Source organism: Pseudomonas sp. RSB 5.4 (genome assembly GCF_037126175.1).
Classification (GTDB): Bacteria; Pseudomonadota; Gammaproteobacteria; order Pseudomonadales; family Pseudomonadaceae; genus Aquipseudomonas; species Aquipseudomonas fluorescens_H.
On record NZ_CP146986.1, the window covers coordinates 2,043,275 to 2,060,142 of the forward strand.

The window sequence follows — 16,868 nt, forward strand, 5'->3', positions numbered from 1 at the left end:
TCAGACCTGCTCGGCCGGCTCGGTTTGCCGGTCGCGCAGGGTTCGCAAGGTCGCGCGCAGCTCGGCCGGGCGTACCGGTTTGGACAGGATGGCAATTTGGCGGTCGTGCAAGGCCGCCTGTATTTTTTCCATGTCATGCCCGGTGATGATCATCGCCGGCACCGCAAAACCACGCTGGCGCCGCACAGCGTCAATGCACTCGATACCCGTGGAATGCGTTCCCAGATCGTAATCGGCGACGATGATGTCGCAATCGGTGACCAGACCCTGTCCGCTCAACTCGCCCTGCACCACGCAGCCCCAGCGCTCCAGCAGCGCGGACGTCGCCAGCAGCACGTTGCGGTCATCTTCCACCAGACACACCTTCAGCCCGGTCAACAGGCCGGCCTGCCGCACATCGTCACGATTGACCGGCAACCGGGGTGCCATGGCCAGCGGCAAGCCATACAGCGTGACCGCCGTGCCGCGCCCAAGCTGCGAGCGCAACGCGACATCGACGCCAATCAACTGCCCCAGACGCTTGACGATCGACAGCCCGAGGCCGACGCCTTCCACGTCCTTGTCGCGCACCTGACGCACCCGATAAAACTCCTCGAAGACCTTCGGCAGGTGCTCCTCGGCAATGCCGTTGCCGCGGTCATAAACCACGATGGCCAGCCCGCTGCCGCGTCTGCGCACGCCAATCAGCACCGGGCGTTGCGCGCCGTACTTGAAGCAGTTGGAAAGCACGTTCTGCACCATGGTCGCGAGCAACGCCGGATCGCTCTGCACCCAGTGTTTGCACGGGCGCAGGCGCAACTCCACGCCGGCCCAGCGCGCGGCCTCGGCGTTCTGGCGGATCAGGTCGGCCAGCCACTCGCCGAGAGTGAACACCTGCAGCCTGGGCAGAATGCGCCCGTTGTCGAGAGTGTAGAGGTCGAGAATCGAACGGAACAACTGCGAGACGTTGAGCAGCGAACGGTCGATGTTGTCGACCAGTTGCCGCTCCTGCTCGCCCAGCCGCGACTCGCGCAGGCACGCGGTAAACAGGCCGATGGAGTGAATCGGCTGGCGCAGATCATGGCTGGCCTGAGCGAGAAACCGCGACTTTTCCAGATTGGCCGCGACGGCTTCTTCCGACGCCTTGCGCGTGCGCTCCAGCAGCAAGTGCGCGTAGAACGGGATCACGGTGCTGGTGAGCATCAACATCAGCACCATGTACGGCTGCGCCTGCCACACCGGCGTCAACCGATAGACCGCCAGCAACGCCAGCAGCGCCAACCCCGTGGCAATCGCCAGATAACGCGAGCCGTAGCGCATGCCATTTCCGAGGTTGACCCAGATTATCACTGCGTACAGAGGCAACGCCGCCTCACCGCCGAGCACCAGGCCGAAACAGGTGCCGGTGTAATCGTGGATCATCGCGAATATTCGCCGAGCCGGGTAATGCCCCGGCCAGCTTGCAATGGCCTGACGCAAGACAATCGACGCCAGCAGAAACAGCGCGATGTAGATCACCACCGGCAGATAAGTATCGAAGCGCTGACCCGGCAAAACACCGAGCACGCCTATGTAAACCATGGCAATGCTGGCGATGATGATCCGCAGATTGGCCTGGTCGAGTTCGGTGTTTTTCTCGAACTTCATGGGCAACGTCCTTGTGCAACAGTCGTCAGATTCAACACCAATCGACAGGCGACCCTGGCGCGCGGTGCTATGGTGCATGCCATAAACAACACTGATCCAGGGAGGGTCACGTCATGACTTGCCGCATCATCATAGCCGACGATCACCCGTTGTTTCGCGAAGCCATGCGGCGCACCGTGCAGCGCCTGTTGCCCGGGGCGACTATCGAAGAAGCCGGCGACCTCGACGCCGTGCTGGCCTTGCTGCCCGACGGCAGCGAGCCGGACACACTGATTCTCGACCTGCGCTTCCCCGGCCTGACCTGCATCAGCCAACTCGCCGAGCTGCGCCAAAAACTGCCGCGCACCACGCTGATCGTGGTGTCGATGGTCGACGACGAGGCGCTGATCGGTGAAGTGATGGCGGCAGGCATCGACGGTTTCATCGGCAAGAACATCGCCCCGGATGAGATCGGTCAGGCGATTCTGGCGATTCGTGAAGGCGAAGTGTTGGTCAGGTTTGCGCCTTCCGGGCTGTTGCCGCTGGAGACCGGCACCGCCCTTACCCCGCGTCAGCAGGATGTGCTGCGGTTGATCGCCCAAGGCAAGACCAACAAGGAAATCGCCCGGGAACTGGATATTTCGCCGTTCACCGTGCGCATCCATGTGTCGTCGTTGTTGCGCACACTCAATGTGCCGTCGCGGGCAGCCGCGGCGGTGAAGTATTCGGGAGGCAGTGGCGCAATTTAAATGAACCCTGCGCGCCGAGGCTCACCTAACTGAAAGACCATCAGGAGGTAGCCCATGCAAATTGAACCCGTCTGGATCGTACTCGCCGTCGTTCTTGTGCTCATTGAATTGTGGGCGATCAACCGGGTGCGCAAAAGCGCCGGTAAAGGCAGCAACAAAGGCGTGTGGATTATCGCCATCGTGTTCGTGCCGTTGTTTGGCCTGATTGCCTGGGCACTGGCCGGGCCGAAACACGTTACTCAGGATTGACACAACAAAATCCACTGTAGGAGCTGCCGAAGGCTGCGATCTTTTGATCTTGAAAGTCAAAAGATCGCAGCCTTCGGCAGCTCCTACAGGGAAGCAGTGTTTATGGATCAACCTGCGCCATCAACTCCGGCACCGATTCCGGCCGTTTGGCATAACGCTGCGCCAGCACCGCACAAACCATCAGCTGAATCTGATGGAACAGCATCAGCGGCAGAATCAACACGCCGATGGTGCTGCCGGCAAACAACACCTGCGCCATCGGCACGCCGGTGGCCAGGCTCTTTTTCGAACCGCAGAACAGAATGGTGATGCGGTCCTCCTGACTGAAGCCGAACGCCTTGCCCAGCAGGGTCGACGCCAGCAGCACCAGCGCCAGCAGGATGCAGCAGACCACCACCAACCCCAGCAGATCGACCACCGGAATCTGATGCCAGATGCCTTCGTTGACCGCCTCGCTGAACGCGCTGTAGACCACCAGCAGAATCGAACCCTGATCGACAAACTTCAGCCAGTTCTTGTTGCGTCCGACCCACGCACCGATCCAGCGCCGAGCGATCTGCCCGGCAATGAACGGCAGCAGCAGTTGCACGCTGATCTTCAGAATTGCATCCAGGGTCGAGCCACCATCGCCGTGTACGTTCAACAACAGGGTCACCAGTAACGGCGTGAGGAAGATCCCGAACAGGCTCGAGGCCGCCGCACTGCAGATCGCCGCCGGGATATTGCCTCGGGCCAGCGAGGTGAAGGCAATCGCCGACTGCACGGTGGCGGGCAACGCGCAGAGGTAGAGCATGCCCATGTACAGCTTGTCGCCGATCAGCGGAGACAACAGCGGTTTCAATGCCAGGCCGAGGATCGGGAACAGCACAAAGGTCAGACCGAACACCAGCAGATGCAGGCGCCAGTGGCCGGCGCCGGCAATGATTGATTCACGCGAAAGTTTGGCGCCGTGGAGGAAGAACAGCAGCGCGATGGCAATGTTGGTCAGCCAGCCAAACCCCACCGCGACCTGCCCGCTGGCCGGCAGGAAACTGGCCAGCAGCACGACGCTGATCAGGGTCAGGGTGAAGTTGTCGGGCAGGAATCTTGGGCGGGTCATGGTTTGCTCATCCGGGGGTTGCCAGTACGTGAATGCGACTCTAACGTGAGTGGGAATTACCGACTAACGCCGAAGAGCCAACAGATGCCGCCTAAAGGACATGAGAAAAGCTTCCGGCGCAGCATTCCCGGACTGCCCAGCCTGCCGCGTCCTCTATACGGGCGCACCGAATCGCTGCCCAATCGTGCACTGACCCGGCGCCACAGTCACCCGTGGGTGCAATTGTCGTACGCGATTCAGGGCGTGCTCGAAGTGCAGACCGGCGCTGGACGCTTCGTTGCCCCACCGGAGCGCGCGGTGTGGATTCCGGCGGGCGTACCGCACCGTGTGTTCAGCTCGCCGCACACGGAAATGCGCAGCCTGTACATCGACTGCAGCGTGGCCGGCTGGGCGCTTGAACGTTGTCATGTGTTGGGCGTCAGCGACCTGTTGCGCGAGCTGATTCGCGCGTTCAGTCTGGTCCCGGTGGAGTACGACGAGCGCGGCGCGCATGGCCGCCTGGCCCAGGTGATCCTCGATCAACTGGCCGAGGCGCCGCAGATCGACCTGATGCTGCCACTGCCCCAGGACAGCCGTCTGCGACAGATCTATCAAAGCCTGGAGCAACATCCGGAACAGCAGACCACGCTGCAGCACTGGAGCGACAAATTCGGCGTCACCGAAAAAACCCTCAGCCGCCTGTTTTTACGTGACACCGGCCTGACCTTCCGTGCCTGGCGTCAGCGCTTGCGATTGCTCGGCGCACTGACCCCGCTGGAACGTGGCGAACGCGTCACCGACGTGGCTCTGGCCTGCGGTTATGACTCGACCTCGGCGTTCATCGCTGCGTTCCGGCAACAGTTTGGCGAGACGCCGGGAGAATTTTTTCGCTGAGTTTTGTCGATATTTATCGAATTAGCACATGCCATTCGGCAAAGTTCAGGGTAGAGTTTCGTCCATACGAAATTCTCTATGCGTTTCGACCATAACCATAATGACCCACCCCTTTAGCGAACCTGTCGGCGGTAACAGCATGATCGAAGTCACTGAAGTCTCCATTGCTCAATTACGCGCGGCGCTCGAAGCCGGCCAGACCACCGCGGTTGAACTGGTGCAGGCCTATCTGGCCCGGATTGACGCCTATGACGGCCCGAACACCGCCACTGCACTGAACGCCGTGGTCGTACGCAATCCCGAAGCACTGGCCGAAGCCCAGGCGTCCGATGCACGCCGCGCCAAGGGCGAAACCCTCGGCCCGCTCGACGGTATCCCCTACACCGCCAAGGATAGCTATCTGGTCAAGGGCCTGACCGCCGCCTCGGGCAGCCCGGCCTTCGCCGATCTGGTGGCGCATCGCGACGCCTTCACCATCGAACGCCTGCGTGCCGCCGGAGCGATCTGCCTGGGCAAGACCAATATGCCGCCGATGGCCAATGGTGGCATGCAACGCGGCGTCTATGGCCGTGCCGAAAGTCCGTACAACGCGGCCTACCTGACCGCGCCGTTTGCCTCCGGCTCGTCCAACGGTGCCGGCACCGCCACTGCCGCGAGTTTTTCGGCGTTCGGTCTGGCGGAAGAAACCTGGTCGAGTGGTCGCGGCCCGGCGTCGAACAACGGTTTGTGCGCCTACACGCCGTCACGCGGGGTGATTTCGGTGCGCGGCAACTGGCCGCTGACGCCGACCATGGACGTGGTGGTGCCGTACGCCCGAACCATGGCCGACCTGCTCGAAGTGCTCGACGTGGTGGTCGCGGAAGACCCTGACACCCGTGGCGATCTGTGGCGCCTGCAGCCGTGGGTGCCGATCCCGAGCGTCGACTCGGTGCGCCCGGCCTCTTACGCCGAACTGGCAGTGAAACCCGATGCACTGGCCGGCAAACGCCTCGGCGTGCCGAAGATGTACATCAACGCCGATCCTGAAGCCGGCACCAGCGAAGCGCCGGGCATCGGCGGCCCGACCGGACAGCGGATCAACACCCGCGCTTCAGTGATCGACCTGTGGAAACAGGCCCGCGCCGCGCTGGAAGCGGCCGGCGCCGAAGTCATCGAAGTAGACTTCCCGCTGGTTTCCAACTGCGAAGGCGATCGTCCGGGCGCACCGACCGTGTTCAATCGCGGCATCGTCTCCAAGGAGTTCCTGCATCATGAACTGTGGGACCTGTCGGCCTGGGCCTTCGATGATTTCCTGCGCGCCAACGGCGATCCGAAGCTCAATCGCCTGGCCGATGTCGACGGGCCGAAGATCTTCCCGCACGACCCGGGCACCCTGCCCAACCGTGAGGGCGACCTGGCCGCCGGCATGGACGAATACGTGCGCATGGCCCAACGCGGCATCGCCCCGTGGGACCAGATCCCGACCCTGCCGGACGGCCTGCGCGGCCTGGAAAAGACCCGCAAGCTCGATCTGGAAGACTGGATGGATGCACTGAAACTCGACGCGGTGCTGTTCCCGACCAACGCCGACGTTGGTCCGGCAGATGCCGATATCAATCCGGAATCGGCGGACATCGCCTGGAGCAATGGCGTCTGGGTCGCCAACGGCAACCTGGCGATCCGGCATCTCGGCGTGCCGACTGTCACCGTACCAATGGGGATCATGGCCGACATCGGCATGCCGGTCGGCCTGACCTTCGCCGGTCGCGCCTACGATGACTCGAATCTGCTGCGTCTGGCCTCCGCGTTCGAGGCGACGGGATCGAAACGTCAGGTGCCGCCGCGCACTCCGGCGTTGGCTGCCGCCAAGTAAGCGAATACGGGCGGGATTGAGGTTGTAAAAGGTCTCAATCCCGTCTCGGCTATTCTCACTCCCTGATCGCGACACTTCGCTTTTCCCGAACTGTTGCTCAGGAATAAGCGATTTTTCTTACAACCAAACTCGCCGCTAGCATGGCCCTGCCTGACCCTCATTCAATAAAAGCAGGGAGCCAGCCATGCCAACCACCAACATCAATATCGGCGAACCGTGGATGTGGGGCGCGTTTATCGTCTTCGTCCTCGCCATGCTTGCGCTGGACCTGTTCGTTTTCGGCGGACGCAAGGCGCACCGCGTTTCAGTGCGGGAAGCGTCCTGTTGGGTGATCGCCTGGTGCGCACTGGCCATGGCTTTCGCCGGCTTGCTCAGGTGGTATTTGCACGGCGAGTTCGGCGCCGAGATTGCGCAGCGCAAGACACTGGAATTCCTCACCGGTTATTTGATCGAGCAGTCGCTGTCGATCGACAACATGTTCGTCTTCGTGATGATCTTCAGCTACTTCGCCGTGCCACCGGAATTGCAACGGCGGGTGCTGTTGTATGGCGTACTCGGGGCAATCGTGATGCGCGCAGCGATGATCTTCGCCGGGGTGTGGCTGGTGTCGCAGTTCGAGTGGCTGCTGTATGCCTTCGGCGCATTTCTGATCTTTACCGGGATCAAGATGCTGATGTTCGCCGAGCAACAACCGGACCTCGATAAAAACCCGTTGCTGCGCTGGGTGCGCGGGCACATGCGGATCACTCAGGGCTTTCATGGCGAACGCTTTTTCGTGCGGCAGAACGGCGTGCGCTGGGCGACGCCGATGTTCCTGGTGCTGGTGCTGATCGAGGCCAGCGACCTGATGTTCGCGGTCGACAGCATCCCGGCGATCTTCGCGGTCACTACCGATCCGTTCATTGTCTTCACCTCGAACATCTTCGCGATCATGGGCCTGCGCGCGCTGTACTTCCTACTGGCAGACATGGCCGACCGCTTTCATCTACTCAAGTACGGACTGGCGATTGTGCTGGTGTTCATCGGCGGCAAGATGACGCTGATGCCGTGGTTTCACATGCCGGTGGAGTGGTCGCTGGCGGTGGTCGGTGGGGTGATACTGGGGTCGGTGGTGTTGAGTCTGGTGATGAGTAAAAACGCGCCACAAAACCTGTAGGAGTGAGCCTGCTCACAATGCGGTGCGACATTCAATAAAGGTGTCGGCGGATCAGACGCCTTCGCGAGCAAGCCCGCTCCCACAGGTGATAGTTGGTGGATGGAGAAGCCGGGGCTGGCCGAGATCAATGGGTGGGAGTGGGCTTACTCACGAAGGGGCCGGCACATTCAGCATCCATGTTGCCTGACCCGACGCCTTCGCGAGCAAGCCCGCTCCCACAGGTGATAGTCAGTGGATGGAGGAGCCGGGGCTGGCCGAGATCAAAGGGTGGGAGTGGGCTTGCTCACGAAGGGGCCAGCACATTCAGCATCCATGTTGCCTGATCCTGCGCCTTTGCGAGCAGGCTCACTCCTCCAGAGGGTGTGCGGCTACTTGTCGGATTTGATGCTGGTCCACACCCGCGTGCGTACACGTTCGAGTTTTTGCGGCAGTGGCTGGACCACGTACAGGGTTTTCAGCGCTTCGCTGGTCGGCGTCAGGTTCGGGTTGCCGGTGATGTCTTTGTTCACCAGCGGCATCGAATCCTTGTTCACGTTCGGGTAGCCGAGGAAGTCGCTGATCGGCGCAATGACTTTTGGATCGAGCAAGGTGTTTAGGAATTCATGCGCCTCTTCGACATTCTTCGCGCTCTTCGGAATCGCGAAAGTATCGAACCAGATCGGCGCGCCTTCCTTCGGCAGGCGCCAGTCAACCACCACACCGTTGCCCGCCTCTTTCGCGCGGTTACCGAACTGGTAGAAGCTGCCGGAATAGCCGATGGCCACGCAGATGTCGCCATTGGCGATGTCGGTCATGTACTTGGCCGAGTTGAAGTAGGTCACGTACGGGCGAATCTTCAGCATCAGATCCTTGGCCTTTTCATAGTCGGCCGGGTTCTGGCTGTTCGGGTCGAGGCCGAGGTAATGCAGGGCCAGCGGGAGGATTTCCGACGGCGAATCGAGCATCGCTACGCCGCAGGATTTGAGCTTCTCCATGTTCTCCGGTTTGAACACCAGATCCCAGCTGTCCACCGGCGCGTTGTCGCCAAGCGCGGCCTTGACCTTGGCCGGGTTGAAACCGATCAGCACCGTGCCGTACATGTAGGGCACGCCATACTGGTTGCCTGGGTCGTTGGCGTCGAGCAACTTGAGCAGCGCCGGATCCTGGTGGCTCCAGTTCGGCAGTTTCGACTTGTCGAGTTTCTGGAACACGCCGGCCTTGATCTGGGTGTCGATGAACTGGTTCGACGGCACCACCAGGTCGTAGCCGGAGTTGCCGGTGAGCAACTTGGCCTCCAGCGATTCGTTGGTGTCGAAGGTGTCCCAGGTCACTTTGATGCCGGTCTTCGCGGCGAAATCCTTGGGTACCGACGGCAGGATGTAATCCGCCCAGTTGTAGACCCGCAGCTCGCGCTGTTCGGCGTGTACCGCGCTGGCCAGCAGCGTCAGCCCACAAACGGTGGCACCCAGAATGCGTTTCATCGTGACCATGGTTGTTTCCCCGGATTGCGACGTGAGATCGATGGTTTTTATGTTCTGTACACGGCAGCGGCTGTAAAGGTAGCCAAGGGCAAGGAAGGTCCAGCGTTTCGTTGTGGCTTTGATTCTTGCCGACCGCGGGGTCGCGGCACAGTGGGGGATGGGCCAAAAGGGGATCGAAATGGCCAATATGAATGACCACACGAATGCGGAGGCAGGGCGAGGATCACTTGTGGCGAGGGGATTCATCCCCGATGGGGCGCGAAGCGGCCCCCTTTACATCTCAAAGAGGGCCGCACTCGCTGTTTTCACGACTGCTTCGCAGCCGATCGGGGATAAATCCCCTCGCCACGTTGCTTCTGCATCTGCCCGCGTGTGGCGAGGCAGTAATACAGCGGCACTGTCACCACCAGGCCAAACAGCCACGACAGATCCGCACCGTCCACCAGATTGGCGTACGGCCCGACGTACAGCGAGGTATTGGCGAACGGCAGCTGCACAATGATGCCGATGAAGTAGGCAATGATCGCGTGCAGATTGAAGCGCCCGTAAATGCCGCCGTCCGCGCGGAAAATCGAGCTGATGTCATAGCTGCCGCGCTTGATCAGATAGAAGTCGATCAGGTTGATCGACGCCCACGGCACCAGCACCAGCAGCAACGCCAGAATCAGCCCGATGAACTGCGAAATGAAATCCGCCGAAGCACCGAGCGCCACCACGCAACAAGCCGCCAGCACCACGCTCGACAACACCACGCGCACCTTGATGCTTGGCGTCCACTGGCTGGCGAAGGTCTGGATCGAGGTGATGATCGACAGCACCGCGCCGTACAGATTCAGCGCGTTGTGGCTGATGATATTGAGCAAAAACAGCACCATCAGAATCGGCCCCAGCCACCCGGTGGACTGCTTGACCGCCACCATCGCCTCGGTGCCTTCCGGCGTTGCCAGCACCGCAACGGCGCCAAAGCTGAACGACAGAATCGTGCCCAGCGTCGCGCCCAGGTAAGTGGCCCAGAACGGTTTGGCGATACCGATATCCGCCGGCAGGTAACGCGAATAGTCGGACACATACGGCGAGAAGCTGATCTGCCAGATGATCCCCAGCGACACCGTCGCCAGCCAGCCCGACAGGTTGAAACTGCCGCGCGTCAGGAAGTCTGCCGGCAAGTCGTGAGCGAAGATGTAAATGAAACCGGCGAGCAGCGCGCTGCCCATCACCCAGGTGCCGATGCGGTTCAGTGTATGGATGAAGTTGTAGCCGATCACACCAATCGCCGTGGCCGCCAGTGCGCCAATCAGAATGCTCAGCGGCGCCGGTACCGACGGTGCGATACCGACAATCGATTTACCGGCAAGCACGATGTTGGAAATGAAGAAACCGATGTAGATCAGCGCCGCAAAAAACACGATCAGCAGTGCGCCGTAACGCCCGAACTGGCCACGACTCTGGACCATTTGCGGAATGCCCATGCGCGGGCCTTGCGCCGACGCCAGAGCGATCACCACCCCGCCGATCAGGTGCCCCAGCGCAATCGCCAGCAGCCCCCAAAGCAAGTCGAGATGGAACACCTGAACCACCATGGCGCCGGTGACGATGGGCAGTGGCGCGATGTTGGTGCTGAACCATAAGGTGAAAAGGTCGCGGGCCTTCCCGTGGCGTTCCGCGAGTGGGACGTAGTCGACCGTGTGATTCTCGATCAACGGATCTTGCCGGGACATCTGGGACATATGCATGAACTCGAGTTTGTCTGTTCTTATCTTTGTATGAAGCCAAACCGGGGGGTCTCTGGGTCGCCCCTCAGATGAAGACCATATTATGGTATTCCAAACATTTCACAAGACTGATCCGTAGTTTACAGCGCTATCTGATCCGCCATCCTCACTGATACTGCAGCCTTCAGGCCAGCCACAAGCCCAATAAATGCTGAGTTTCCGACGAAAGCACCACGTTTATCGGTTCAGCCTAAAAGCCCTTGCAAAGAAAAAATACTGGTATACCATCAGACCAACAAGTACATAAAAATCGCGTCACAACACCCGAGGACCGTCCAATGATCGATGCTGCCATCTACAAACAAGTCATGGGCTCGTTTCCGTCCGGCGTCACTGTCATCACCACGCTGGACGATGACGGCCAGATCGTCGGCCTCACCGCCAGCGCCTTCAGTTCACTGTCGATGGACCCAGCCCTGGTGCTGTTCTGCCCCAACTACAGCTCCGACTCCTACCCTGTGCTGATCAAGAACAAGCGCTTCGCGATCCACGTCCTGTCCGGCGGCCAGCAAAGCGAAGCCTACGCCTTCGCCCGTAAAGGCAAAGACAAGGCGCAGGGCATCGAGTGGACGTTGAGCGAGCTGGGCAACCCGATCCTGGCCAATGCGACGGCTATCATCGAGTGTGAGTTGTGGCGCGAATATGAAGGTGGTGATCACGCGATCATGGTCGGTGCGGTGAAGAACCTGATCGTCCCGGAGCAGCACACCGGGCCGCTGGTGTATTGCCACGGCAAGATGGGCGCCCTGCCCGTTCTGGCCTGATCGTCAGCCCTACACAAATCAACTGTGGGAGGGGGCTTGCTCCCGAAAGCGATGTGTCAGCCACCAGAGATGTCGATTGATCCACCGCTTTCGGGAGCAAGCCCCCTCCCACACAGTCTTGTAGCCACAACAATAAAAGACCCGAGGAAGCGTCATGAAATTTTCCCTGTTCATCCACATGGAACGCTGGGACGAAAGCGTCAGCCACCGCCAACTGTTCGAAGATCTGACCGAACTGACCCTGATGGCCGAGGCCGGCGGTTTCAGCACCGTGTGGATCGGCGAACACCACGCGATGGAATACACCATCTCGCCAAGCCCGATGCCGCTGCTGGCCTACCTCGCCGCCAAAACCACCACCATCCACCTCGGCGCCGGCACCATCATCGCGCCGTTCTGGCACCCACTGCGGGTCGCTGGTGAATGCGCGCTGCTCGACGTCATCAGCAACGGACGCATGGAAGTCGGCCTGGCGCGCGGCGCCTATCAGGTCGAATTCGATCGCATGGCCGGCGGCATGCCCGCCTCCAGCGGCGGCCAGGCCCTGCGCGAAATGGTCCCGGTGGTCCGCGCCCTGTGGCAAGGCGACTACGCCCACGACGGCGACATCTGGAAATTCCCGACCTCGACCAGCGTGCCGAAGCCGATTCAGAAGCCCAACCCACCGATGTGGATCGCCGCCCGCGACCCGGATTCGCACAACTTCGCCGTGGCCAACGGCTGCAACGTGATGGTCACACCGTTGATGAAAGGTGACGAAGAAGTCGTCGACCTGAAAAACAAATTCCAGACCGCGCTGGACAACAACCCAGACGTACCGCGTCCACAACTGATGGTGCTGCGCCACACCCATGTGCACTCGGCTGACGACCCAGAAGGCTGGAAAGTTGGCGCGAAAGCGATCTCACGGTTCTATCGCACCTTCGATGCGTGGTTTGGCAACAAGGAGGTGCCGGTCAACGGCTTCCTTGCCCCAAGCCCTGAAGAGAAGTTTGCCGGGCGTCCGGAGTTTGAACTGGAGAGCCTGCACAAGACGGCGATGATTGGTACGCCGGAGGAGATTATTCCGCGGATCAAGTATTACCAGGAACTTGGGGTGGATGAGTTTAGTTTCTGGTGTGACAACAGTCTGCCGCATGCGGAGAAGAAGAAGTCGTTGGAGTTGTTTATCAGGGATGTGGTGCCGGCGTTTCGCTGAGCTGACTTGTAAAAAACCGGGCATTAGCCCGGTTTTTTATAGGTGTCTCCGAAACAGTTCGAATATCAAAGGAAACTTTGCAATCAACAATTCAGCATTGATAATCCGCAAAGAAAAATATCGCATATAAAAAGAACGCAAAACTTGCCAATACCGCCCGCCCGGCGGGGTCAGCATCCCTGCCTAATCCACCGGGTGCAATGGCAACCGTTGCCCCTCTTAAATAGTTATAAACACCTTGAGCAAACCATAACTGAACAGCAAGTATCGTAAAAAAACGCCCCCAACTGCCATTGAACTGAAAGTAGCCATTGAGTAGTGCTGCGAGCATTAGACCCACCCCCACCCAGTCATGGCATTTAAATAGCAAGCTGATTATTGATTTACTTGTTATAGGCATCGACAGTTCTTTTAACGATATGATCCCAAACGTCCTGCGCATCCGAAAAGTTGGGTTAACGGGGGTCTGGGTTAACGTGGTTAACGGGTTCTAGCGACAGGTTAACGGGGTCAGACCACATTTTCGGAGGGATTTCTAAACGTAGGCTGTCCCCATTTACCCCTTTCCAAGGTATGTAGACATGCAACTCAACAACCACCTAATCGCCTACGATCATACAAAGCGTAACTTCCAATAGTCCCTGCCATCCACTATCCAGTATCTTTCACGCGCGGGAATCAGAAAACTAAAATCATAGCACTCAGAAATCCAATCCGCATAAACATATTTCTCGTGAAACCGACCTTCATCCATATGCATGAATATCTTTCGATCAAAATTTATATAAAAAGTTGGAAGGCGCGAACTAACAATATTGGCCAACTTATACAAATCGGCGCTCAAACCTTTACCTGTCAGGTAGTAACTCTCAACTGCCTCAAAGACAGTTTCATCCGCCCCAACAAAGCCCTGCAAATCCAACGACGATAGTATTTTCTCTCGCGAACCATCAAGGTACTTCGGAAAATTCTCCGAAGTCAACTGCGCAAGCCCTCCCCTGTAGTTTTGGCGAAACTGTTCATATTGTTCCTTTTGAATTTCTCCACTTTCCAGAGAGGCACTGAGACTGATATCCATATCCAAAGTAAAATTCTCTTTTTCATCCACAACCCAGAAGCATTTTTCAGAATGAACAAAAAAACAGATATTTTTTTCGCCGTCCCACAGGTCATCAAAAATCACTTCATTTACGGTCATTTATTAAACTCTTAGGAAAACGGGAAGGAAAACGGGGACAGACCACATTTTCCGAGTGCTTTCTAAACGTGGTCTGTCCCCATTTACCCTTTTCGAGAAATCCCTGCTTGCGCGGCAGATCTTCTCTCAGGCCGACACGCGCAATTGCAGAAGTGGCCGGCACTTCAGCTGCACCAGTCGCTTTACACCATCAGCCTTTCATGCGCTCCAAGAACTCGGCCATTGCCTTTGGATCACGCTCCACAAGCTCTTCAATCAAATCTTCCGCTGCCCAATGCAGAATCATGTCCCCTCCCTCCCCATCCTTGCAGAGGATGAGATCATTTGACAGAGAAGAGTCAACGACATTGACCTCTCTATCACTGAGCGACATCAGGCCACCGTAGCCATCATAAGGAATAACCCAGTAAAAGCGCTCGCTCTCTATCCAGTAAATACCAAACACCTGCACAGGCTCTTCTCGCCCAATTTCTCGAACAATCATATCCACATCACTCAATAGTCCTTCCGGGCTGCAGCGCAGGCGGCAGCTGTTGCGGCGTTGCGGGTCAACGGGGACAGACCACATTTTCCGAGTGTTTTCTAAACGTGGTCTGTCCCCATTTACCTGAGGGGGAGTTTCGATCCGGTTGCTGTCACGGGTGACATAAATATCATGCAGTATTTGCCACAAAGGGCGAAAAGATTGATTTCGCTTACCGATCTTTCGCCTTTTTTGCCTTGGGTCATTTTCCTCAGACTAGTACACATAAAGAAATGCTAACAGCAAGAGTCGGGCAATCATTTATCGGGATTTTTTGGAAGGACTTCTTCCGCCTGACTTAGTAACTCTCTAAGTGCCCTTCCATCAGAAGTAGCCAGTAACAAAGCCTCGTCATACCCGTCCAGATCTTCGTCAAGCAAAAACTCTCCCGCCCGTACAACATGAGCCTTCACCGAAGCGCCAAACTCATCACTCGACACAATGACTTGAAGTTTTTCGGAATGCGAGGCAATAGACCAGCCTTCAAGCAGGCGGCTGGCAAACTGGAGCGCGCTAACCAACCAGTTATTATCAACGTAGTCATCGATATGAATCGAGTTTATAAAGCACTCGTAACCCGTTCGGTCCTCGAAATGACTCAATCCGACGTGGATGGTTGATTCCTTAAAGAAGCTTAGAAACTCACACCCGTCCTTTTGGAAAAATCCTTGTTCAACTATCGAGGACAATTCAACAGAAAGAGGGGCTGACAAATCCAAAGCTAATAAAGCATCAGCCATTGCAGCGTTGTATCTCAACATCAACGTTCTCCAAGGTACTTTTTCATGCCTTTATCAACTGCTTTCTTGAAGTCGGGTCTCTCCAGTAATTTATTCACAGACTTCGGCGCCCCGACAAATGTATTGGTAGTTGGATCATAGAGGTACTTCACATTATTACTATCCTGGTAATGCAACTGACCCGCTCGCTGACCTGGACTAGGGTTCTCTACATCAAGTCTTTCTTTTCCAACACCCTTCCAAATCGTCTTACTGGGAGTCTTCACACCGTTGGAAGAAAACGGGGACAGACCACGTTTTCACTAGATGGTCGAATTTTTTGGCCGTCCCGGGCTCCCCCTCTGCACGCGGCGACCGAGCATTGTTTCGACCTCAACAGCAAATTTTGAACCGCCAAAAACATTATTTCCATTGGTCGCCTCACGAACCTGGTCAACCAATTCAGAATCTAAGTCATTTTTGAACAGTTCGCGGTAAGCATCTGCCGGGTGCCCGCCCCGCCGTCCAAGCGCCAAATACTGTTCATGAGGGGTAACAATGTGTGAGCGTTCTGATTGTGCATTAACACGGTAACTTGACCAGCGATATTCTGCTGGATGAATTACCATTTTCGCTCTAACGGGATTCATTTCGATGTATCGATAACAGCACAACAAATATCGTTCACTTTCAACAAGGCAGGAGCGATACCGGCCTTCCCACAAACTTCCGCTGCGACCATACGTACGATTTATATATTGGACGTATCTCTGGCCAACACCTTTCATTAGCAGGCTTGCGCTGTTGGCATTATGAGGACTTACTAACAAATGAACGTGATTAGTCATTAGGCACCACGCATGAATATCACAATTACTTTTTAAACCCTGCTCGACCAAAAGCTCCAGGTAAAAAAGGTAGTCTTCCTCGGTAAAAAAACAAACAGATCTATTATTTCCTCGTTGAATCAAGTGCAGTGGTACGCCTGGTATCAAAACTCGGGGTCTACGCGGCATCAATGAGTCCTTTCAATTGGTCAAACTGAAAGCTTAGCGCGCTGCAAGACTCAAATGACGGCAAAATTTTACGGATTGTTTCAGCCGATTACATTAAACGTGGCCTATCCCCATTTACTCCCTATAAACAATCAAGCCAATCATCGGACTTTATGCCTTGATTCTTCCTAAGAAACTCATCATACCGAGGCTTGTTCTTCTCAAAACTGTCATCCTCAAGTTCTATACAAATAAAGCTTCCCCCTCTCTCTTCAACAAATATAGAGGTTGCCTTAACCTTTGCCGGCAAGACATCCTCTAAAACACCGGCAATCCTCGCCCGATGAAAAATAGAACTTTTTCCGCCACCCAAAGGAAGAATTTTATCCATTATGGAAAACATTATTTCCGGCCTGGATATTTCAATCCTATCACCTTCCTCGTAATTTTTCAGAATACTCCTCAGGCACGAGAAAGGGCCTAAAACCAATAACCACCAGCCACCCTTCCAACTCAACAACGTCGCCGATATTCATGACTATTTTCCTAGGTCAACGGGTAGGTCAACGGGGACAGACCACATTTTCCGAGTGTTTTCTAAACGTGGTCTGTCCCCATTTACCTGTCCCCATTTACCCCTCGCCTGCTCTTCCAAG

The 16,868-nt window shown here is 57.0% G+C and carries 17 protein-coding genes; 7 read left to right on the plus strand and 10 right to left on the minus strand.

What is annotated here, in order from left to right:
• A complete protein-coding gene (locus V9L13_RS08965) occupies positions 1-1,626 on the minus strand; it encodes a hybrid sensor histidine kinase/response regulator (RefSeq protein WP_338802245.1) in 1,626 nt (541 codons plus the stop codon).
• A 113-nt stretch (positions 1,627-1,739) separates the two neighbouring features.
• Between V9L13_RS08965 and V9L13_RS08970 the strand changes: the two genes are divergently transcribed.
• The gene (locus tag V9L13_RS08970) at positions 1,740-2,354 is read left to right on the plus strand and encodes a response regulator transcription factor (RefSeq protein ID WP_338802246.1); all 615 of its coding nucleotides are present in this window, start codon (positions 1,740-1,742) and stop codon (positions 2,352-2,354) included.
• 54 nt (positions 2,355-2,408) lie between these two features.
• Positions 2,409-2,603: a PLDc N-terminal domain-containing protein gene (locus V9L13_RS08975; RefSeq protein WP_003225742.1), complete on the plus strand. Its 195-nt coding sequence runs from the start codon at positions 2,409-2,411 to the stop codon at positions 2,601-2,603.
• A gap of 100 nt (positions 2,604-2,703) precedes the next feature.
• Here the strand turns inward: V9L13_RS08975 and V9L13_RS08980 are convergent, their stop codons facing one another.
• Complete coding sequence (locus V9L13_RS08980; protein ID WP_103483297.1) at positions 2,704-3,702, minus strand: bile acid:sodium symporter family protein; 999 nt, start codon at positions 3,700-3,702, stop codon at positions 2,704-2,706.
• Between the two features lie 84 nt (positions 3,703-3,786).
• On the opposite strand from V9L13_RS08980, the gene V9L13_RS08985 reads away from it, so the two are divergent.
• The 3 genes from V9L13_RS08985 to V9L13_RS08995 all read left to right on the plus strand — a co-directional run bounded on the left by V9L13_RS08985 (position 3,787) and on the right by V9L13_RS08995 (position 7,583).
• The gene (locus tag V9L13_RS08985; protein ID WP_003225744.1) at positions 3,787-4,575 is read left to right on the plus strand and encodes a helix-turn-helix transcriptional regulator; all 789 of its coding nucleotides are present in this window, start codon (positions 3,787-3,789) and stop codon (positions 4,573-4,575) included.
• Positions 4,576-4,714: 139 nt separating this feature from the next.
• Complete coding sequence (locus V9L13_RS08990; protein WP_338802247.1) at positions 4,715-6,427, plus strand: amidase; 1,713 nt, start codon at positions 4,715-4,717, stop codon at positions 6,425-6,427.
• Positions 6,428-6,611: 184 nt separating this feature from the next.
• Positions 6,612-7,583, plus strand: a complete 972-nt coding sequence (locus V9L13_RS08995) for a TerC family protein (protein ID WP_338802248.1) — start codon at positions 6,612-6,614, stop codon at positions 7,581-7,583.
• Between the two features lie 368 nt (positions 7,584-7,951).
• Here the strand turns inward: V9L13_RS08995 and V9L13_RS09000 are convergent, their stop codons facing one another.
• The gene (locus tag V9L13_RS09000) at positions 7,952-9,052 is read right to left on the minus strand and encodes a polyamine ABC transporter substrate-binding protein (RefSeq protein WP_003225750.1); all 1,101 of its coding nucleotides are present in this window, start codon (positions 9,050-9,052) and stop codon (positions 7,952-7,954) included.
• A gap of 296 nt (positions 9,053-9,348) precedes the next feature.
• Positions 9,349-10,770: a cytosine permease gene (locus V9L13_RS09005; RefSeq protein WP_338802249.1), complete on the minus strand. Its 1,422-nt coding sequence runs from the start codon at positions 10,768-10,770 to the stop codon at positions 9,349-9,351.
• Between the two features lie 323 nt (positions 10,771-11,093).
• Between V9L13_RS09005 and V9L13_RS09010 the strand changes: the two genes are divergently transcribed.
• Positions 11,094-11,579 carry a flavin reductase family protein gene (locus V9L13_RS09010; RefSeq protein ID WP_003225754.1) on the plus strand — a complete coding sequence of 162 codons (486 nt, stop codon included), beginning with the start codon at positions 11,094-11,096 and terminating at the stop codon, positions 11,577-11,579.
• 154 nt (positions 11,580-11,733) lie between these two features.
• Positions 11,734-12,777, plus strand: a complete 1,044-nt coding sequence (locus V9L13_RS09015) for an LLM class flavin-dependent oxidoreductase (protein WP_027613049.1) — start codon at positions 11,734-11,736, stop codon at positions 12,775-12,777.
• A gap of 91 nt (positions 12,778-12,868) precedes the next feature.
• Here V9L13_RS09015 and V9L13_RS09020 read toward each other — a convergent pair whose 3' ends face one another.
• The 6 genes from V9L13_RS09020 to V9L13_RS09045 all read right to left on the minus strand — a co-directional run bounded on the left by V9L13_RS09020 (position 12,869) and on the right by V9L13_RS09045 (position 16,603).
• Positions 12,869-13,177: a hypothetical protein gene (locus V9L13_RS09020; protein WP_338802250.1), complete on the minus strand. Its 309-nt coding sequence runs from the start codon at positions 13,175-13,177 to the stop codon at positions 12,869-12,871.
• Between the two features lie 213 nt (positions 13,178-13,390).
• Entirely contained in the window at positions 13,391-13,975 is a 585-nt protein-coding gene (locus V9L13_RS09025; protein ID WP_338802251.1) for a hypothetical protein, read from the minus strand.
• Between the two features lie 190 nt (positions 13,976-14,165).
• On the minus strand, positions 14,166-14,465 hold the full coding sequence (locus V9L13_RS09030; protein ID WP_253150072.1) for a hypothetical protein: 300 nt from the start codon (positions 14,463-14,465) through the stop codon (positions 14,166-14,168).
• 290 nt (positions 14,466-14,755) lie between these two features.
• Entirely contained in the window at positions 14,756-15,259 is a 504-nt protein-coding gene (locus V9L13_RS09035; RefSeq protein WP_338802252.1) for a hypothetical protein, read from the minus strand.
• A 281-nt stretch (positions 15,260-15,540) separates the two neighbouring features.
• Positions 15,541-16,233: a transposase gene (locus tag V9L13_RS09040; protein WP_338802253.1), complete on the minus strand. Its 693-nt coding sequence runs from the start codon at positions 16,231-16,233 to the stop codon at positions 15,541-15,543.
• Between the two features lie 121 nt (positions 16,234-16,354).
• Positions 16,355-16,603: a hypothetical protein gene (locus V9L13_RS09045; RefSeq protein ID WP_338802254.1), complete on the minus strand. Its 249-nt coding sequence runs from the start codon at positions 16,601-16,603 to the stop codon at positions 16,355-16,357.
• Between the last annotated feature and the right edge of the window lie 265 nt (positions 16,604-16,868).